This is a genomic window from Wenyingzhuangia sp. IMCC45574 (assembly GCF_054182685.1).
In genome coordinates this window covers 3,585,446-3,605,560 of record NZ_CM135169.1, presented here as the reverse complement: position 1 = coordinate 3,605,560, position 20,115 = coordinate 3,585,446, and the positions used below count along the sequence as shown (strand labels likewise).

The 20,115-nt window shown below is 32.6% G+C and carries 22 protein-coding genes; 18 read left to right on the top strand and 4 right to left on the bottom strand.

What is annotated here, in order from left to right; all coding sequences use genetic code 11:
• Positions 1-36: 36 nt before the first annotated feature.
• Entirely contained in the window at positions 37-1,047 is a 1,011-nt protein-coding gene (locus ACXHHC_RS15455; protein WP_458227269.1) for an RluA family pseudouridine synthase, read from the bottom strand.
• Between the two features lie 8 nt (positions 1,048-1,055).
• Positions 1,056-1,655: a PASTA domain-containing protein gene (locus ACXHHC_RS15450; protein WP_458227268.1), complete on the bottom strand. Its 600-nt coding sequence runs from the start codon at positions 1,653-1,655 to the stop codon at positions 1,056-1,058.
• 90 nt (positions 1,656-1,745) lie between these two features.
• On the opposite strand from ACXHHC_RS15450, the gene ACXHHC_RS15445 reads away from it, so the two are divergent.
• Together ACXHHC_RS15445 and coaD are read left to right on the top strand one after the other, a co-directional pair.
• Positions 1,746-2,726 (top strand): D-alanine--D-alanine ligase, encoded by a 981-nt coding sequence (locus ACXHHC_RS15445; RefSeq protein ID WP_458227267.1) that lies wholly within the window; start codon positions 1,746-1,748, stop codon positions 2,724-2,726.
• Between the two features lie 4 nt (positions 2,727-2,730).
• Positions 2,731-3,195, top strand: a complete 465-nt coding sequence (gene coaD / locus ACXHHC_RS15440; RefSeq protein ID WP_458227266.1) for a pantetheine-phosphate adenylyltransferase — start codon at positions 2,731-2,733, stop codon at positions 3,193-3,195.
• On the opposite strand, the gene ACXHHC_RS15435 is transcribed toward coaD, so the two are convergent.
• Positions 3,185-3,433, bottom strand: coding sequence for a hypothetical protein (locus ACXHHC_RS15435; protein ID WP_458227265.1), 249 nt, complete (start codon positions 3,431-3,433; stop codon positions 3,185-3,187). The two genes, coaD and ACXHHC_RS15435, sit on opposite strands and share 11 nt — an antisense overlap.
• Positions 3,434-3,773: 340 nt before the next feature.
• Between ACXHHC_RS15435 and ACXHHC_RS15430 the strand changes: the two genes are divergently transcribed.
• From ACXHHC_RS15430 to ACXHHC_RS15385, 10 genes are read left to right on the top strand one after another with little or no spacing between them, the layout of a single operon-like run.
• Positions 3,774-4,430, top strand: coding sequence for a TetR/AcrR family transcriptional regulator (locus tag ACXHHC_RS15430; RefSeq protein WP_458227264.1), 657 nt, complete (start codon positions 3,774-3,776; stop codon positions 4,428-4,430).
• 4 nt (positions 4,431-4,434) lie between these two features.
• On the top strand, positions 4,435-5,745 hold the full coding sequence (locus ACXHHC_RS15425) for an ABC1 kinase family protein (RefSeq protein WP_458227263.1): 1,311 nt from the start codon (positions 4,435-4,437) through the stop codon (positions 5,743-5,745).
• A 3-nt stretch (positions 5,746-5,748) separates the two neighbouring features.
• Positions 5,749-6,390: a flavin reductase family protein gene (locus ACXHHC_RS15420; RefSeq protein ID WP_458227262.1), complete on the top strand. Its 642-nt coding sequence runs from the start codon at positions 5,749-5,751 to the stop codon at positions 6,388-6,390.
• Between the two features lie 60 nt (positions 6,391-6,450).
• Positions 6,451-7,872, top strand: coding sequence for an SDR family oxidoreductase (locus tag ACXHHC_RS15415; RefSeq protein WP_458227261.1), 1,422 nt, complete (start codon positions 6,451-6,453; stop codon positions 7,870-7,872).
• Positions 7,873-7,876: 4 nt separating this feature from the next.
• Positions 7,877-9,361 (top strand): FAD-binding domain-containing protein, encoded by a 1,485-nt coding sequence (locus tag ACXHHC_RS15410; protein WP_458227260.1) that lies wholly within the window; start codon positions 7,877-7,879, stop codon positions 9,359-9,361.
• Positions 9,348-9,764 carry a hypothetical protein gene (locus ACXHHC_RS15405; protein ID WP_458227259.1) on the top strand — a complete coding sequence of 139 codons (417 nt, stop codon included), beginning with the start codon at positions 9,348-9,350 and terminating at the stop codon, positions 9,762-9,764. Before ACXHHC_RS15410 ends, ACXHHC_RS15405 begins: the two co-directional genes overlap by 14 nt.
• 10 nt (positions 9,765-9,774) lie before the next feature.
• A complete protein-coding gene (locus ACXHHC_RS15400) occupies positions 9,775-10,047 on the top strand; it encodes a TIGR03643 family protein (protein ID WP_458227258.1) in 273 nt (90 codons plus the stop codon).
• Between the two features lie 7 nt (positions 10,048-10,054).
• On the top strand, positions 10,055-10,750 hold the full coding sequence (locus tag ACXHHC_RS15395; RefSeq protein WP_458227257.1) for an SDR family NAD(P)-dependent oxidoreductase: 696 nt from the start codon (positions 10,055-10,057) through the stop codon (positions 10,748-10,750).
• A gap of 4 nt (positions 10,751-10,754) precedes the next feature.
• Entirely contained in the window at positions 10,755-10,937 is a 183-nt protein-coding gene (locus ACXHHC_RS15390; protein WP_458227256.1) for a Lacal_2735 family protein, read from the top strand.
• A 16-nt stretch (positions 10,938-10,953) separates the two neighbouring features.
• Positions 10,954-11,415 (top strand): SRPBCC family protein, encoded by a 462-nt coding sequence (locus ACXHHC_RS15385; RefSeq protein ID WP_458227255.1) that lies wholly within the window; start codon positions 10,954-10,956, stop codon positions 11,413-11,415.
• Here the strand turns inward: ACXHHC_RS15385 and ACXHHC_RS15380 are convergent.
• A complete protein-coding gene (locus ACXHHC_RS15380) occupies positions 11,409-12,332 on the bottom strand; it encodes a LysR family transcriptional regulator (protein WP_458227254.1) in 924 nt (307 codons plus the stop codon). The genes ACXHHC_RS15385 and ACXHHC_RS15380 overlap by 7 nt on opposite strands.
• Before the next feature lie 198 nt (positions 12,333-12,530).
• Between ACXHHC_RS15380 and ACXHHC_RS15375 the strand changes: the two genes are divergently transcribed.
• The 6 genes from ACXHHC_RS15375 to rlmD all read left to right on the top strand — a co-directional run bounded on the left by ACXHHC_RS15375 (position 12,531) and on the right by rlmD (position 19,990).
• The gene (locus ACXHHC_RS15375) at positions 12,531-13,499 is read left to right on the top strand and encodes a sodium-dependent bicarbonate transport family permease (RefSeq protein WP_458227253.1); all 969 of its coding nucleotides are present in this window, start codon (positions 12,531-12,533) and stop codon (positions 13,497-13,499) included.
• 58 nt (positions 13,500-13,557) lie between these two features.
• Positions 13,558-15,192: a peptidase domain-containing ABC transporter gene (locus ACXHHC_RS15370; RefSeq protein WP_458227252.1), complete on the top strand. Its 1,635-nt coding sequence runs from the start codon at positions 13,558-13,560 to the stop codon at positions 15,190-15,192.
• A 3-nt stretch (positions 15,193-15,195) separates the two neighbouring features.
• On the top strand, positions 15,196-16,590 hold the full coding sequence (locus ACXHHC_RS15365; RefSeq protein ID WP_458227251.1) for an HlyD family secretion protein: 1,395 nt from the start codon (positions 15,196-15,198) through the stop codon (positions 16,588-16,590).
• On the top strand, positions 16,590-17,978 hold the full coding sequence (locus ACXHHC_RS15360) for a TolC family protein (RefSeq protein WP_458227250.1): 1,389 nt from the start codon (positions 16,590-16,592) through the stop codon (positions 17,976-17,978). The genes ACXHHC_RS15365 and ACXHHC_RS15360 overlap by 1 nt, the downstream gene beginning before the upstream one ends.
• A gap of 3 nt (positions 17,979-17,981) precedes the next feature.
• Entirely contained in the window at positions 17,982-18,440 is a 459-nt protein-coding gene (locus ACXHHC_RS15355) for a TspO/MBR family protein (protein WP_458227249.1), read from the top strand.
• Between the two features lie 98 nt (positions 18,441-18,538).
• Complete coding sequence (rlmD, locus tag ACXHHC_RS15350; RefSeq protein WP_458227248.1) at positions 18,539-19,990, top strand: 23S rRNA (uracil(1939)-C(5))-methyltransferase RlmD; 1,452 nt, start codon at positions 18,539-18,541, stop codon at positions 19,988-19,990.
• Positions 19,991-20,115 lie beyond the last annotated feature (125 nt).

Genomic DNA, 20,115 nt, shown 5'->3' with positions numbered 1-20,115 from the left:
AAAAGCACCTAAAAAAGGTGCTTTTGTTTTTTATATCTAATTCGTTACCGTATAACCTCTCCATTTTTCTAACACCGCAACCATATCTTCTGGTATGTCAGAATTAAATCGTAAAAACTCTCCAGATGTAGGGTGTTCAAAACCGAGTGTTTTAGCATGTAAAGCTTGTCTTGGAATCAACTTAAAACAATTGTCTACAAACTGCTTGTATTTAGTATAAGTAGTCCCTTTTAAAACCGCATTTCCTCCATAACGCTCATCATTAAATAAGGTATGACCAATGTGTTTAAAATGAGCTCTAATTTGGTGTGTTCTACCTGTCTCCAATTCGCACTGTACCAAAGTAACATACATAAAACGCTCTAACACTTTAAAATGTGTAACTGCAGCTTTTCCAAAATCTCCTTCAGGAAACACGTCTTGCATTAAACGGTTCTTTAAATGTCTTCCTATATGTCCTTCTATAGTACCTTCGTCTTCTTGAATATTACCCCAAACCAAAGCATAATACAATCGCTCTGAAGTTTTCTCTTTAAATTGTTGTGATAAATGAGCCAACGCATGTTCTGTCTTTGCCACTACCAATAAACCACTAGTATCTTTATCTATTCTGTGTACCAAGCCTGGTCTACCATCAGCGTTTTCTGGTAAATTTTTAAAATGGTGCATTAAAGCATTTACCAAAGTTCCTGTATAATTTCCATGACCTGGATGTACTACCATTCCGGCAGGTTTATTTAATACAATAACATCATCATCCTCGTGCACTATATCTAAAGGAATATCTTCTGGTAAAATTTCGGTTTCTCTTGGAGCATACTCAAAAACAACTTTTACAACATCTCCTGCCTTAACTTTATGATTCGATTTAACCACCTCATCATTTACCAAAACATTACCATCTTTAACCGCTTGTTGAACTTTATTACGGGTAACATTCATAATAAAATTCATTAAAAACTTATCAACACGTAAAGGTTGCTGCCCTTGTTCTGCAACAAATTTATAATGCTCAAAATTCTCCTCTGCTACATTAAAATCACTCATATTCCAATTTATATATTATCTGTCACAGGAATAATAGAATCAGTTACTACAGGTATCTGACTCCTCATTCCGTTTCCTATTACAATATCTATAACCGACGTTTTAGGTAATTTATCACCTATGTTTAAATCTTCTCCTTTGTATTTTAAACCTCTAATTACAGTTCCAATATCTTCTACTTCTTCGTACTCTCCTATTACAAAACCACTATTTATAATAATTTGTTCTATTTCTTTTTTAGTTTTTCCATAAAACTCTGGTATAGAACTTAAGGCATAACCTTGTGGATTGGTAGTAATGTATATTTTCCTTTTTTCTTTTACAATTTGCCCTGCAGCAGGATTTTGTTCTAACACGGCTCCTTTAGGTATTTCAGGCTGATACGATCCTGTTTCTAAAACTTCGTACCTTAATTTTAAATCTTCTAATACTACTTTAACCTCATCGGTGGTGAGTCCTCTTAACTCTGGAACTTCAATTTTTTGATCCTGATGTGTGTACGTATCTAAATAAGTCCCCACTCCAATACTTACACCTAATGTTAAAACAATAATGATGGCAGTGTTAATCCAAAAAATTTTACTTCCTAAAAAACGTAATAGCTTCATTCCAAAAACTTTTTTTGCAAAGATATAAAACCTACATCTAGGGTTTTGATTTAATATTTAATATTTTTAGCCTCCAAATTTAACGTATTTATGAAGCTAAATATTGCTGTAATAATGGGAGGTTACTCTAGCGAGTATGGAATTTCTATTATTAGTGGAAATGTTGTCTTTAATCATATTGACACAAACAAATACAATCCGTACAGAGTAATTATCACTAAAGAAAAATGGATTGTCCTAGATGAAAATGACAAAGAATTCCCAATCGATAAAAACGATTTTTCTGTAACCATCCATCAAGAGAAAATAGCTTTTGACTGTGTATTTAATGTGATACACGGAACTCCTGGAGAAGATGGAAAGTTATTAGGATATTTTGAAATGTTGGATATTCCTCATACCTCTGCTCCATCGTACCAAATGGGACTTACCTTTAACAAAAGAGATTGTTTAAGCGTGTTACGTAAACACGGAATTAACACCGCTAAATCTTTGTATTTTAACAAAGGAGAGGCTATAGATACAGCTTTTATTGTTACTGAATTAGGATTGCCTTGTTTTGTAAAACCAAACAACGCAGGATCTAGTTTTGGAATCTCTAAAGTAAATACCATAGACGATTTTGACAAAGCTTTTGAAAAAGCCTTTGCAGAGGACACCGAAATTTTAATTGAGGCCTTCTTAGATGGTACAGAAGTATCTATTGGTGTTATCAACTATCAAAATAAAATTATCCCTTTGCCTGCAACCGAAATTGTATCGGAGAACGATTTCTTTGACTATGAAGCAAAATACGAAGGAAAATCTAAAGAAATAACACCAGCGAGAATCTCTAAAAAACAATTAGAAAATTTGCATACAGAAGCTACCAAAGCATATAAAGCATTAAATATGAGTGGTTTTTCTAGATCTGAATTTATTTTTATTGAAGATATTCCGTATTTTTTAGAAATGAATACGGTACCAGGAATGACCACAGAAAGTTTATTGCCACAACAGGCTAAAGCTGCAGGAATTCCTTTAACTGATTTATTAAGTAATGCCATAGAAATGGCTTTAAAAACAAACTAATCTTATGAAAAAAGCAGTTTTCCCTGGTTCTTTTGATCCTATAACACTTGGTCATGCTAATGTTATAGAACGTGCTTTGCCTTTGTTTGATGAATTGGTAATTGCTATTGGAATTAACGATACCAAAAAATATAGATTCTCTTTAGAACAACGTTTAGACTTTATTAAAGAAACCTTTAAAGACGAGCCAAAAATTACTGTTGCCACTTACTCTGGATTGACTACTGAATTCTGTAAAGAAGTGAATGCTGATTTTTTACTAAGAGGTTTACGTAACCCAGCAGATTTTGAATTTGAAAAAGCCATTGCTATTACCAATAGAAAATTAACAGGTATAGACACGGTGTTTTTGTTAACCAGTGCAGATACCTCTTTTATAAGTTCTAGTATTGTTCGAGATATTTTAAAGCACAACGGAGACTTAAGCAACTTTGCTCCAGAAGCAGTTATAAAAGCTACTAAGCAATAGTATATTTTTTTCTGATAGACTTTTTACCCTTTGGTGTGAAAAGTCTATCTATCCTTTTATTCTTTCTAAAAAGGTCTTTTACCTCTTTAAAATCTACCTTTTCTTTTTTAAAGTAACTTTCTACATTAGTTTTAGGAACTTCATTTACACCATCTCCTCCATCTGTAGTAGGATTGGTTTTACCAGCAAATATCTGAGTAGAAATTAAAAGCAACGCTGACAATAGTAAAGTTCTCATTAACTGTTAGTTATATTGGTGGTACAAAAATAGTCAACCAGCCCTCCTATTCAGATAACCTAATAATCATGATAATGTTAAATAAACGTTAAACCGCAAAAAATATAGAAACCATTCATCCCATCTGAAACTTTCTAGTCCCAAAAACCACAAAATGGATTTTTAGCTGTTTCAAAAGTTTTGAAAACAGCTTCCTATTTATCACAAATCCCGTACAGCCCCAATAAAACCAAGGGAAACAAAGTACCATTTACACCATACATACTCCTCCTTTTTTTGTCTCGTAAAAATTGATTCGCCCCTTGTTTAGATGTAATTTTAATAGAAACAACAGCCAACTATGGAATCTACAGAAATAAACAAACAACAAATTTTGTCAAAATACATGGAATATGTGCTAGAACATGGAGCACAACCAAAATCCATTTATAGTTTTTCTAAAGAACTAAACATCGAAGAAAAAACATTCTACGATCATTACAACTCTTTCGAAAGTATTGCTCAGGATGTCTATGCTACTTTCTATAAAGAAACCATCAATTTAATTTCACAAGACGAAAGTTTTGAGCACCTAGATGCAAAAAACAAACTTTTGGTTTTCTATTACACCTTTTTTGAGCTTTTAACAGCTAATCGTAGCTACGTAATACAAACATTAAAAGAGAGTAAAAACATTTTAGAAAAAATTAAAATGCTACAACCTTTAAGAACACATTTTAAAGGATTTGTTAAAGCATTAGATATTGAGAAAATAGACTTTAAAAAAGAAAAAATAAATGAGTTAAATAATAAAGGAATAGAAGAAATGGCTTGGAACCAACTCTTGTTTACTCTTAAGTTTTGGATAGAGGACACTTCTGCTGGTTTTGAAAAGACAGACATCTTTATAGAAAAATCTGTAAACGCAAGTTTTGATTTACTAGACATAACACCTTTAAAAAACATTATAGACTTTGGAAAATTCTTTTTTAAAGAAAAAATAAAACCAACCTTATAAGCTTATGAAAACACTAGACAGTATACCTACAGGAAAAATACAACGGGCTTCTAAATTAATTAGCACCGGAGCAAAGGTTGGAATTAACTACCTTAAATACAATGTTGAAAAAACCGTTGGAGATGCCACAGCAGCTAAAAACAATTTAGACAAGTCTAATGCTGCTGATATTTATGATAGTTTAAAAGATTTAAAAGGAAGTGCTTTAAAGGTTGCTCAAATGCTAAGTATGGAAAAAAGCATCCTTCCTAAAGCTTATGTAGATAAGTTTTCTTTGTCCCAGTTCTCTGTTCCACCATTGTCATCTGCTTTGGTGTTAAAAACTTTTAGAAAATATTTTGGTAAAAACCCCAATCAAATATACGATACGTTTGATTTAAACTCTGTAAACGCTGCTAGTATTGGACAGGTACACAAAGCAACCTTAAACGGAAAAAAATTGGCCGTTAAAATACAGTATCCAGGAGTGGCACAAAGTATTAGTTCTGATTTGGCATTGGTAAAACCCATCGCTATTAAAATGTTTAATATTAGAGGCGAAGGTTCTGACAAATATTTTAAAGAAGTAGAAAATAAATTAATAGAAGAAACCAACTATATACACGAGGTAGCACAAAGTATAGAAATCTCAGAAGCTTGTAAAAAAATACCCAACTTAAAATTTCCAACTTATTATCCTAAACTCTCATCCGATAGAATAATAACTATGGATTGGATGGAAGGAGTACATATGTCTGAATTGAATATTGATAGTATTGATGAAACCACTAGAACAAAACTAGGACAAGCTTTTTGGGATTTTTACATGTTTCAGATTAGATCTTTAAAAAAGGTACATGCAGACCCACATCCAGGGAATTTTCTAATTTCTAAAAACTATGAGTTGGTAGCCTTAGATTTTGGATGTACCAAAGAAATTCCCGAAGAATTTTATGTTCCTTATTTTGAATTATCTAATCCAGAGGTGATTGATAATAAAGATATTTTTCAGCAAAAATTGTACGAGTTAGAGATCTTAACTCCTAACGATAATAATAAAGAGATTGTTTATTTCACAGCGTTGTTTCACGAATTACTAAGCTTATTTACACAACCATTTCATGGGGAGGTTTTCGATTTTTCGGATGCTACATTCTTTGGAAAAATAGCAGAATTAAGCGAACGATTTAACGATAACAAGGAGTTAAAGAACATGAATGGAAATCGTGGATCTAAGCATTTTATATACATAAACAGAACCTTTTTTGGGCTTTATAATTTAATGCACGATTTAAAAGCAAAAGACATCATTATTAACAACTATTTAAAGTATTAATACATGAAAACATTTAGCAACAAAGAAATAAAAGAGCTAGAGCATCTTTATAAAATCAACTTAATAAACAGTGTTACCGGAATTAAGTCTGCAAATTTAGTAGGTTCAATATCTAACAGCGGCATTGTAAATGTATCTGTATTTAGTTCTGTAGTACACTTTGGCTCTGCTCCTCCATTGTTAGGTATGATTTTTAGACCTACTACGGTTGCAAGAAACACCTATGACAATATCAAAGAGAATGGTTATTACTCTATAAATCACATACACCAAAATAGTATTACAGATGCACACCATACCAGTGCTAAATACCCGTTTGAAGTAAATGAGTTTGAAGTGACCAACTTGGAAGAGGAATACAAAACAGGAAGTGCAACTCCGTTTGTTGCAAACAGTCCTGTGCAACTCTTAATGAAATACGTAAACGAGTATAAAATAGAAGAAAATGGAACCATTCTAGTAATTGGAGAAATTCAACAACTATATGTAAGAGAAGACTTAATTCACAAAGACGGTTTTGTTGATTTAGCAAAAGGAGAAGTCGTTGGAATTAATGGTTTGGATGGATATGTAAAAACCGACTTAATAGAACGTTTACCATATCAAAGACCTAAGCAGTTATCTGCTCTAAGCGATGAACTTTAGGCTTCAACAATTTAAAAACAAGCTTATGGCCTAAAGCCTACAGCATAAAGCAATAAAAAAATGAAAATCTTAATCACAGGAACCACAGGATATATTGGACTTAGATTAATCCCCGTATTGTTGCAAAACAATCACGAGTTGGTTTGCTGTGTAAGAGATTTAGACAGAACCCCCGAAGAATATACACATAGTCCTAACATAACTTTTATAGAAGTAGATTTCTTAAAAGCAGAAACCTTACAAAACATTCCTAACAATATAGATGTAGCTTATTACTTAATACATTCTATGTCTGCAGATGCAAACGGTTTTGAAACTTTAGAAGAAATTTGTGCCAATAACTTTAGATATCAACTAAACTTAACAAACTGCGAACAGGTAATTTACCTAAGTGGAATTGTAAATGATGAAAATCTATCTAAACATTTAGGTTCTAGAAAAAAAGTGGAAGATATTCTTAGTCAGGGAACTTACCACCTAACTACTTTTAGAGCAGGTATTATTGTAGGTAGCGGTAGTGCTTCTTTTGAAATTATACGTGATTTGGTAGAGAAACTACCTGTAATGGTTACTCCTAAATGGCTAAACACCAAAACTCAGCCTATTGGTATTGTAGATGTTATACAGTTTTTAAGTAAGGCAATAAAAATAACAAAACTATACAACAAGTCTTTTGATATAGGCGGACCAGAGGTTATGACTTATAAAGAAATGTTATTGCAATTTGCCAAAGTAAGAAACTTTAAAAGATGGATTGTAACCATTCCTGTAATGACACCTAAGCTTTCGTCTTACTGGCTTTATTTTGTTACAACCACAACGCATTCACTAGCAACAAGCTTAGTAGATAGTATGAAAGTTGAGGTAGTTGCAAAACCATCGGATATAAACGAGATTCTTAACATTGTCCCTATTTCTTACCAAGAAGCCGTTAAAAGTGCTTTTAAGAAAATAGAACAAAACGAAATTGTATCTAGCTGGAAAGATGCAGTAAACTCCCCTATTGCAACAGACTCTTTTGGTAAACACATCAATCCTCCAAAATTTGGTTGCTTTAGAGACATTAGACATGCAAAAATAATAGACGAAAACACAGCCATGGATAAAATATGGTCTATTGGAGGAGATACAGGTTGGTACTACGGTAATATTCTATGGAAAATACGTGGTTATATAGATCTGTTATACGGAGGAGTTGGATTAAGAAGAGGGAGAACCCACGATGATAAAATACAAACAGGAGATGTAATTGACTTTTGGAGAGTGCTATATGCCAACAAAGAAGAAAAGAAATTATTACTCTACGCTGAAATGAAATTACCTGGAGAGGCCTGGCTAGAATTTAAAGTATTGCAAGACAAATTATACCAAAGAGCCATCTTTAGACCTAAAGGTTTGTATGGTCGTTTGTATTGGTATGCTGTACTTCCTTTTCATGGTTTCATTTTCAACGGAATGCTAAAAAACATAATCAAAATCTAAACCTATGTACACAAAAGAACCTTTAGCTGTGGTTTGGTTAAAAAGAGATTTACGACTACAGGACAACGAAGCAATTTTTAATGCCGTTAACACCGGAAAAAGAGTATTACTCCTTTTTGTAATGGAAGACTTTTTAATAAAAGATCCTCATTACGATGTAAGGCATTGGAACTTTATTAAAGAATCTATAGCAGATTTAAACCAACTATTAATTCCTTACAACTCTAAGATTTTAGCAGTACATTCAGAAGTAGCTGCTGTTCTAAACCAACTACACCAACACTATGTAATAAGAGATTTGTTTTCGCATCAAGAAACAGGTCTATTGTGTACCTATCATAGAGACCAAAAAATAGCTCGCTATTGTCATAACAACCTTATTACATGGAAAGAAAATATTTGGAATGGAATTTTAAGAGGTATTAAAAACAGAAAAGGATGGATTGGCAAATGGAAAGATTATATGAATGCTCCTTTGATTCCTTTTAACCCAAAGAATCAGCTATTGACCATTCACGAAATAGAAGAGCTAGAAAAACAATTTACAGTAATAGATTTAGCAACTCCAGATCAAAACAGCATTCAGCGAGGAGGTGTTACAGAAGCTTTAAAATACGAAAACAGTTTTTTTAAAGATCGTTACCTTAACTACAACAAAGGAATATCTAAACCCAAAGAGGCCACTGAATCTTGCAGTAGACTATCTCCTTATTTGGCATGGGGAAACCTATCTACAAGACAAGTTTGGAAAACTGCCAAGGGAATACGTCCGCTTAGTAAAAACAAAAAAGATTTAGATGCTTTTACCGCTCGTTTAAAATGGCAAGCTCATTTCATTCAAAAATTCGAAATGGAACACACCATGGAGGATTCTAGTATAAACAAAGGCTATCAATTACTAAAAAAGGCCATTTCTCAGAAATACCAAATTGCTTGGCAAGAAGGTAATACCGGTATTCCTATGATTGATGCCTCTATGCGTTGTTTGAATGAAACAGGTTATTTAAATTTTAGAATGCGTGCCATGATCGTTTCTTTCTTTACGCATTTGTTATGGCAACCATGGCAGGACTGTGCTGTGTATTTATCTAAAATGTTTATAGATTTTGAACCCGGAATTCACTTTGCCCAAGTACAAATGCAAGCTGGCGAAACAGGTGTAAATACTTTGCGAATATACAATCCGGTTAAAAATGGATACGAGCACGATACCAATGCTGATTTTATTAGAAAATGGGTTCCAGAGTTGGCACATTTACAAAACAAACACATACACGAACCTTACCTAATGTCACCTTTAGAACAAGGGCTGTACAACATGAAATTGGGAATAGATTACCCTATGCCTATTATAGATTTAAAGCAAAATAGAAAAAGGGCTACAAAAATTCTATGGGAAATGAAAAATGACCCATTGGTAATGGAAGAAAACGAAAGAATTATAGAAAAACATGTAATTGAACCAAAGCCATTGAATGATGCTGTATAAGACGAGCTATAAAAATGACAAAATCAGAGATGAAATCAACCGTATTGTTGGTACTCCTTTTTCTTTTATGCAAAGAATTAGGATGGGAAGAATTGGTTCTTCTAAAATGATTTTATCCCAAGTAAGTCCTAAGTACTACGAATTCCTCAATGATTTAAAAGATCTTAAGTATGTAAATATAGAGTTAAGGCCCAAGGGGATCTTAGTACATCTAAATCAATCTTTAGACAGATACTCTTGGCCTATACCCTATTATCAATTGTCTTTTTTTGATAGCGATTTGTTTAGTATTCACGCCAATGGAAATTTTATCAAATTAAGAAAAGACCAGAGATACAAAAGCAACATCTCTTTTATAAATAGAATTTTAACAATTAGAAACGAATCTCTATCCCCCTTATAAAAACCCTGCAATGGATTTATCAGAAAATAAAATAGATAGAATTATAGAAATGGCTTGGGAAGACAGAACTCCTTTTGAAGCAATTGAATACCAATTTGGATTAAAAGAGCAAGCAGTAATTGAGTTGATGAGAAAGGAGATGAAAGCTTCTAGCTTTAGAATGTGGCGAAAAAGGGTACAAGGAAGAGCTACTAAGCATTTAAAAAAGAGAACATTCGCTAAAGGAACCTTTAAATGTTCCTTGCAAAGACAGATTACAGGAAATAAAATATCAAAACGATAAGAAAAATATGAAAACCTATTTAGTAATAGGTGCTTCTTCTGGAATTGGAAAAGCAACCACAAAAATATTAGCTTCTGAAGGAAACAAGGTTATTGGAACCTATAATACAACACCTCCAGAAGATCAAGAAAATGTTAGTTACTTTCCTTTGGACGTAACACAGGACGAATTGAATTTAGAGTTTGTACCCGATGCCATAGATGGTTTGGTGTATTGTCCTGGTAGTATAAACCTATTTCCTTTTGCCAGAATTAAACCTGCCGATTTTCTAACAGACTATAACCTGCAAGTTGTTGGAGCGATAAAGGTGATACAATTTTGTTTAAAAAAATTAAAAGCTGGGATTCAACCTAGTATTGTGCTCTTTTCTACAGTAGCAGTGCAACAAGGGTATAATTTTCATACTCAGGTAGCCTGCTCTAAAGGAGCTATTGAAGGATTGACACGCAGTTTGGCTGCAGAACTCTCCCCCACAATTAGAGTCAACTGCGTGGCACCTTCTATAACACAAACCCCTTTAGCTAAAAAATTATTAAGTAACGATGCCAAAATAGAAGCAAACGCACAAAGGCATCCATTAAAAAAAGTAGGGCAACCAGAAGATTTAGCAGCAATGGTTTGTTTTTTAATCTCCTCTAAAGCTTCTTGGATTACAGGACAAGTAATGCATGTAGACGGAGGAATGTCAACGTTAAAAGTATAAGCATATGTTTTCACTATTTAAGAAAAAATCTCCATTAGAAAAGTTAGAAAAAGAACATAAAAAAATATTAAAAGAAGCTTTTGAACTCTCCTCTGTAAACAGAACTAAAAGCGACGAAAAAATGTATGAAGCAGAGCAAATTGCAACCAAACTTCAAGAATTACGAGGAGGGCAAAAAACAGCTTAATAAAAAAATAAAACACATGGCCTTTTATCAACTAAAAAGAGAACAATTTATAAAAGCAGATTTAGACACTGTTTGGGATTTTATATCATCTCCTAAAAACTTAAAAGAAATCACCCCAAAATTTATGGGATTCGATATTACCTCTGACAACGGGGACGAACCTATGTACCAGGGAATGATTATTAGTTATATTGTAAAACCTGTTTTAAGTATTCCAACTACATGGGTAACCGAAATTACACATGTAAGAGATAGACATTATTTTGTAGACGAACAAAGAGTTGGTCCTTATAATATATGGCACCATCAGCACATTCTAGAAGAAACCGAAAACGGTGTCATCATGAAAGATATTGTTACCTATCAGCCTCCTTTTGGCATATTAGGAGCAGTGGCAAATTCTTTATTTATCAAGAAAAAACTAAATCAAATATTTAAATATCGATTTGAGATTGTAGAAAAAATGTTCAATCAATAAGCCAAAGACCAATCAAAGTTTTTAGAAATCAATTCGTCTTTCTTTTCGATTAAGTGCTTTACAAAAGCTTCATGAGCTGGAGTTAATTTTTTTTCTTCCAAATACACCAAATTCCATTTGGTGATGATTGGTAGATCATCTAGCTCGTGAATCTTAACTTCCTTTGTAGTTAAGCCACCTTTTAACCCAATAATAGGCATTAAAGAAAAACCTACATCTGCATAAATTGCCTGTCTTATTGCCTCGTTAGAAACTAATTCCATTGAATTTAGCACCTGAATCTTATGTCGCTTTAAATAGTCTTCCATAGCAGCCCTGGTTGCCGATCCCTCTTCTCTAAACAATAAATTTACCTTTTCTAAGTCTTTAGGCTTCTTTATAATATTTTCATTCTCAGCAGAATTCTTACTCACAAAATAGAGCTTGTTTTCCATCAACTCAATTCTCTTTAGTTTCAATCCATCTGGAATAACAGATACCAAAGCAAAATCTGTAGTATTGCTCTGTAAGTGTTTAATTACACTCGTTTTATTAGACACGTCTATAGAAATATCAATACCAGGATACATATCCATAAACGATTTTATCATGTAAGGAATTACATATTTACCTGTAGAAACTACTGAAATTTTTAATTTACCTGTAAGCAAACCTTTGTATTGAGACACTGTACTCTTAATCTCATCGGCTACTTCTATAATTTTTTTACACTTTACAGATAATATCTTACCAAAGTCGGTTATATGTAGCTGTTTACCAATCACCTCGGTTAAAGGAACCTCAAATTGATCTTGTAATTTTTTTACCTGAATGGAAACTGCAGGTTGCGTTAAATGTAATTCAACAGCCGCTTTACTTATACTCTTAAGTTCAACAACTTTTAAAAAAACTTTCAATTGGTGTAAAGTATAATTCATAAGTAAATATTTATATCAAATATAAAAACATTAAATAAAAATTAATACATATTTCGTGTTAATTTTGCGCTAACAATTAAAGCTCAGCTATTTCAATTTAAAACAAAACAAAAGTCAAAAAATCATTTACAATCTAATTTAAACAAAAGATTCGGATAACATTAAATCGCTAAAAGTGTTTCCTCTAAAAATCAAATTATGAATTATCAACTTATTCTAGAAAACATTACAAATCCGTCTCTATTATTCTTTATTCTAGGGATCATTGCCGTGCAAATAAAAAGTGATTTAGAAATACCTAGTCAGAGTTCTAAATTCATTTCAATGTATCTTTTATTATCTATAGGATTTAAAGGAGGACAAGAATTGTCTCACAGTGGCTTAAATTACGAAGTACTCTACAGTGTAATCTTAGCGCTAGGATTGGCCTTACTAATACCAATTACTTCATTCTTTTTATTAAGAAAAAAATTAGGAGCAGACAACGCAGGAGCAATAGCTGCTTCTTATGGCTCTGTAAGTGCTGTAACTTTTGTAACCGCCTGTTCTTTCCTAGATTTTGAAATGGTAAGTTTTAGTGGCTATATGATTGCCATTATGGCAATTATGGAAGCACCATCTATTATTGTGGGAATTTCGCTGATTAACATTTTTAAGAAAACTAAAGAAGAGAAAAGCAATTTTAAAAAGATTGTATTACACTCTGTTACCAATGGTAGTGTGCTTTTAATAGTAGGTAGTTTAATTATTGGAGCTATGGCTACTAGTAAACAAGCCGCAGATATTGAACCTTTTACAACAGATATTTTTAAAGGTTTCTTGGCAGTTTTTCTGCTAGATATGGGTATTAAAAGTGGAAAACACATTAAGAGTTTAATTCAGAATGGAATTCAACCCTTTGTGTTCTCATTGTTAATGCCATTTGTACACGGTTTAATCACATTATTCATCAGTTTTTATATTACAGACAACCCTGGAAATCAATTATTATTCGCTATATTAGGAAGTAGTGCCTCTTATATAGCCGTTCCAGCCGTTATGAAGGAAAGTGTCCCTAACGCAAACCCTGGACTTTACTTACCTATGGCACTGGGACTTACATTTCCCGTAAATGTTATTATAGGAATTCCATTTTATTACAGTATTATACAAAGCTTTTCGGCCTAATTATTGATAGGTTTTTTATATTTTTATTTTTTAAGTGTTTGCTAACAACAAAGCATCTATGGCTACAGAAACATCACCACTAGTCCGTTTTTGGACTCTAATTAGACAATACAAAAAGAAGATAAGGCTAATTTACTACTATGCTATTGTTAGCGGATTGGTAAACTTGTCTTTACCTCTTGGAATACAAGCAATTATCAACTATTTACAAACAGGAGAATTAACAACCTCTTGGGTAGTATTAGTTTCCTTTGTACTCGTTGGTATTGCTATTAACGGTAAAGTTCAAATCAATCAAATGAGAATTGTAGAAGATATTCAACAAGATATTTTTGCAAGATCTGCATTTGAATTTGCCTACCGTATTCCTAAGATAAAACAACTAAATTTTGATAAGATACATGTACCAGAAATGGTAAACCGTTTTTTTGATGTATTGACCATCCAAAAAGGGCTTCCAAAAATATTGATAGACTTCTCCTTAGCAGCTTTTCAAATTATTTTTGGTCTGGTATTATTAACATTCTACAGTAGCTCTTTTATTATTTTAGGGCTGAGTTTATTTTTAATCATATTTCTAATTTTTAGAATTACGGGACCTAAAGGTTTGGCTACAAGTATTACAGAAAGTAAATACAAATACAGTTTGGCTCACTGGATAGAGGAAATTGCGAACAATACTAAAACCTTTAAAATTCATAGTCAGAAAAACCTACACTTAAACAAAACAGACGACATTAACCTAAACTACTTAGAAAGTAGAGAAAGTCACTTTAAAATTTTAATTCAACAGTTTAAACTCTTTGTTGGTTTTAAAGTTTGGGTAGCTGCCAGTTTATTAATTCTTGGAGGTTTCTTGGTATTTAACCAACAGATGAATATTGGACAGTTTGTTGCTTCTGAAATTATTATCATTTTAATTATAAACTCTGTAGAGAAAATAATGAAGGTGGTAGAAACAATTTACGATGTGTTAACTGCACTAGACAAAATAGGTTTTGTTACAGATTTAAGCTTAGACAAGTGTACTGGTAAAGCAAATTTAGATGCATCTGAAGGAGTTAGTATTGAATTAAAAGATTTATCATTTAAATATCCGGGAGCAGAAGATTATACCTTAGACAAAATATCATTTAGCATTCCTGCCAAATCTAAAGTATTGCTAAGAGGAAAATCCGGTTCAGGAAAAACAACGTTACTAAATGTAATTGCTAGAATAACACCTCCGTCTGATGGTAAATTACTCTATAACAATAGACCTGATAGTTATTACAAATTAGAAAATTTCTACGAAAAAGTTTCTTTTACTGTTCCTACTTCTGGAATTTTTGAAGGTACAATAGAAGAAAACATTGTGCTAAACAAAGACATTAGTAAAGAAAACTTAGATGAAATTTTAGACATTTTAAGTTTAACCGAATACATAAAAGCGTTACCAGAAGGGCTGCAAACATTACTAGACCCTCAAGGAAGAAGAATTGCAAGAAGCATTATTCAAAAAATTATTCTTTCCAGAGCACTCATAGGAAACCCTTCTTTGTTACTTCTAGAAGACCCACTACACTTTATAGATGGAGAAGAGAAAAAATCTATAATCGATTATATTATGTCGCCAGAAAGAAGTTGGACAGCTATTATAATTGCAGATTACCACTACTGGGATCAACAATGTAGTAAAATTATTAAACTATAAGCAATGTTAAATATTTCTGAAAATTCAATTAGTCATTTAGTTAAGCTAAGTAGTTTTAAGACTAGCGGTCATTTTAAAGGAAAAGATGATAGCAAAAGAAGAATTTACTACGGTATATTCTTAGTGTTATTGGTATTATTTGTACTATTTGTTCCTTGGACACAAAACATACAAGGTAAAGGTTATGTAACTACTTTACTTCCAGAACAAAGACCTCAAGCCTTACAATCTATCATTTCGGGTAGATTAGAAAAGTGGTATGTAAGAGAAGGTAATTATGTTAAAAAAGGAGACACTTTAGTATATATTTCCGAAGTAAAAAACGATTACTTCGATCCTAATTTGGTTCTAAGAACTCAAGAGCAAGTAGATGCTAAATCGGGAAGTATTACTTCTTACGAAGATAAAATTATCGCTTTAAAAGAGCAGCTTTCATCTATTAGACAAAGTAAAGAATTAAAATTAGCGCAAGTAAAAAACAAAATACTTCAAACTAAGAACAAAATTAAGATTGATAGTATTGATTTAAACGCGTATGAAATAAAATACAAAATATCAATCAACCAGCTTAAGCGTACCCAAGAGCTTTACAAGCAAGGCTTAAAATCTTTGTCTGACTTGCAAGAGAAAGAATTAAAGAATCAGGAGAATTATGCAAAGTACTTATCGCAAGAAAACAAATTAGAAAATCAAAAAAACGGGTTGATCAACTTAGAAATAGAATTTTCTTCTATTATTCAGGACTACAATCAAAAGATTGCTAAAAGTAATTCTGACATTCAAAGTGCATTGTCTTCTAAGTTAGAAGCACAGTCTAACACGTCTAAATTAAGAAATAAGTTAAGTAATTATCAACAACGACAAAACCTATATCACATTACCTCTCCTACCAATGGTTATATAACCAAAACCATAAAGAAAGGTACAGGGCAGTTAATTAAAGAAGGTACAGATATCTTAACCATTATGCCTTCTACTTACGATTTGGCAGTAGAAGTGTATGTAAAACCACAAGATTTACCTTTATTAAAAATTAACGATCACTGTAGGTTAAGGTTCGATGGTTGGCCTGCAATTGTAATTAGTGGATGGCCAGAAAAATCTACAGGAATTTTCTCAGGTAAAATTTTTGCAATTGATCAAAACATTAGTAAAAACGGAAAATATAGAGTCTTAATAGCTCCAGACAGTTCTTACAAAGAATGGCCAAAAGATTTAAGAATAGGAACAGGAACTTATACTTTTATTTTATTAAAAGATGTACCTATTTACTACGAATTGTGGCGTAATTTAAACGGTTTCCCAGCAGACTTCTACAGAGAAGGAGAAGGTGAAAATGTAGATAAAAAGAAAGACGAAGAAGTAAAACAAAAGGCACCTCTTAAATCGGTGAAATAATGACAAAAAAAATCATTTCATACATAGTTGTATTTCTATCTGCACTTGGCATACATGCCCAAGACAAAGAAAACACATTAAGCTACGAGGAGTTTATTTCGAACGTAATAAACCATCATCCTTTGGCTAAAAGTGCCAATTTGCGTGAAAGAGTTGCCAAAGCAAAACTATTAAATGCAAAAGGTAGTTTTGACCCTGTGTTGACTTCTAGCGTAGATCAGAAAGACTTTCAAGGTAAGGAGTACTATAGTATTTTTGAAAACAAAATTACCATACCCACTCCTATTGGAGTGAACGTTGTAGGGGGCTTTAGCAACAACAATGGAAAATTTTTAAACCCAGAAAATAAAACTACATACAGAGGTTTATGGAATGCTGGTGTAGAAGTAGATCTATTACAAGGTTTACTAGTAAACCAAAGGAGAACAGATTTAAAAGCAGCTAAAGTGTATCAAAAGATTGCTAAAAATCAACAAATGCAATTGCTAAACGAACTCGTTTACAAAGCTTCTAAAGCCTATGCTGATTGGCAACAGTACACCTTAACTTATGAGTTTTTACAAAACAACATAAAACTGAGCTATCTTTACCTACATAACACCAAAAGATCTTTGGAAAGCGGGGAAAAAACATCCATAGACACCTTAGAAGCAAGAGTATATTTGCAAAACAACCTAATCAACTTAGAAAAATACAAACAGCTTTTACTAGAGAAAAAATTAAAGGTAGAAAACCACATGTGGTACAAAAACCAACCTATTCTACTAAAAGAAACTATTAGACCAGAGAGAAGTGCCATTCCTCAAAATGAATTGATGGAATATAAAGATGATTTGGAAAAACTTCCAATTATTGCTGAAAAGGTTGCAAAAAAAGAACAATTAGAAATCAAACAACGATTAAACAAAGAAAAATTAAAGCCTAAGTTAAAGGTAAAATACAACCCTCTTTTTGAAACTACAAAAGAAAGTCTCCGTCCTGCCTTTAATGCAAATGACTACAAATGGGGAGCAAAATTATCTTTCCCTATCCTTTTTAGACAAGGAATAGGAAAAGTAAGAGAAGGTAAATATAAGATTAACGATGTTGAGTATGATATTGCCTACAAAAAGACTGAAGTAAAAAATAAGTTAGTAGCCAACCAGCAAAATCAGGAAGCTTTAATTAAACAAATTTTCTTTTTAGAGAAAAATGTAGATGGATATGCTAGACTTCTTAAAGCAGAAGAACAACGATTTGAATTTGGAGAGAGTTCACTCTTTTTAATCAACAAAAGACAAGAGAAGTTAATTGAGTCTGAGTTAAAATTACTAAGTAGTCAAAACAAATTGATCACGAACTATCTGGATTATTTATTATTGACCAATAAAATAATACCCAAAGAATAGTGTATGTTCAAAAAGTTCCTAATATTCCTTGCTCTTAATTTTTTAGCCCTTTGGATTGGAAGTTTATCAACCAAAGCAGGTGTAGCCTCTGGTTGGTACCAAAACATTAACAAAGCCCCTTGGACACCTCCTGGGTGGATGTTTGGAGTTGCATGGAGCACTATTATGATTTGTTTTGCTGTTTACATGGCCAAACTAACAAAAGTAGCTACAGGCTTAAAAGGAATTCTGTCACTCTATGCTATTCAATGGATTTTAAACACCAGTTGGAATCCTATTTTCTTCACACTTAACCAAACAACACTGGGGTTGTTGGTTATTATAGTGTTAAGTCTTGTTGTCTCTTTATTCTTATTTAAGAACTTAAAAACGCTTAAATTTAATTCTTTTTGGATAGCTCCCTATTTTATTTGGTTGCTCATTGCTACTTCTTTAAATGCTTACATCGTTTTTATGAATTAGTAGTTAGATACTAGTACTGAGACCTCAATAATCTAATTCTTAAAAAACTTTCAACCTGCAACTTTTAAACTTTAAAAACTTAGAAGTACATTTGCGGCATGCCAAGAAGAGAACGAAATAAGTTTGTAAAAAGAGGAGAAATTATCTCTATTACAATAGAAGATTATGCCTTTGGAGGAAAAGGTATAGGACGAATTAGAAATGAAGAAGGTGAGTTTGTGGTTTTTGTTCCCAATACACTACCGGGACAAACTGTAAAAGCACAAATTAAAAAGACGAGCAAACGCTATGCAGAAGCTAAGTTGTTTGAAGTTTTAGAACCTTCTGAACAAGAAGTTGAGGTGCCTTACCAAATTATTCCTGGAGCTCCATATATTAAATTACCTATTGACATTCAACACGAATACAAAAAAGACAGTACACTTGAATTGTTTAAGCGTATTGGGAAAGTTGAAAACATAGAAGATTTATTTGATGAATTTATTAGTTCACCAGAAGCTTTCCATTACAGAAACAAAATGGAATATGGTTTTTCTGCCATTCGTTATGACTTTGAACAAAAAACAGATGTTGATGAGTTTGCTCTAGGTTTTAAAAAACGAGGAACTTGGTGGTGTACAGAAAACTTAGACAAAGACTCTGGTTTATTTGATCCCAAAATAGAAGACAACTTAAAAGTAATTCGTGAGTTTTGTATTGCCTCTGGCTTAGAAGCATGGCACGCACCACAAAAGAAAGGATTCTTTCGTTATTTTGTAGTTCGTAAATCTTATAAAACCAACCAAATCCTATGCAATTTGGTAACTACCAGTCCCCTAATTTCTCACTTCGATATGGACGGTTTTGTTGCCTTGTTAAAAGAATTGTTTGGCGGTCGTTTGGCAGGACTAATCCACACTACAAACGACGAAATTGGAGACAGAACACTTGCTGTTACGGGGAATGAAAGAATTGTTTTTGGAGAAGATTTTATTGTAGAAAACCTTCTTGGTTTGAACTTTGAAATTTCTATGAAAAGTTTCTTTCAAACCAACCCTAAGTCTGCAGAAAAGTTATACACCAAAGTAATAGACTATGCTTTAGAAAAAGCAGAAACTGTAAACGGTAAAATTGTAATGGACTTGTTCTGCGGAACAGGAACTATTGGTCAAATTTTAGCATCTAAAACTACCGATACCAAGATTATTGGAGTTGACATTGTAGAAGAAGCTATTGTTGATGCTAAAAAGAATGCAGAAAGAAACAATATTAAAGGGGTAGATTTCTACGCTGCTGATGTTGGAAAATTTCTACTACAATACCCACAATACAAAGGAAAAATTGAAACCATTGTTTTAGATCCTCCAAGAGCAGGAATTGCTCCTAAAACCTTGAACAAAGTAATTCAACTAGGTGCCAGTAGAATGGTCTATGTTTCTTGTAACCCAGCCACACAGGCTAGAGATACAGAAACGCTAATGAATGCTGGTTATAAAATTTCTAAAATGAGTTTGGTAGATCAGTTTCCACATACTTCACACATAGAAAGTGTGGTGTTGTTTGAAAAATAAAAAAGAAAAGCATGTTATTTTTAATAACATGCTTTTCTTTTTTTCTATTGTTTTCCTTTAGCACTCATGCCAGAAAAGGACTTAATCAATGTTCCGAAACTGTTAAATACGAATTCTACTCCACG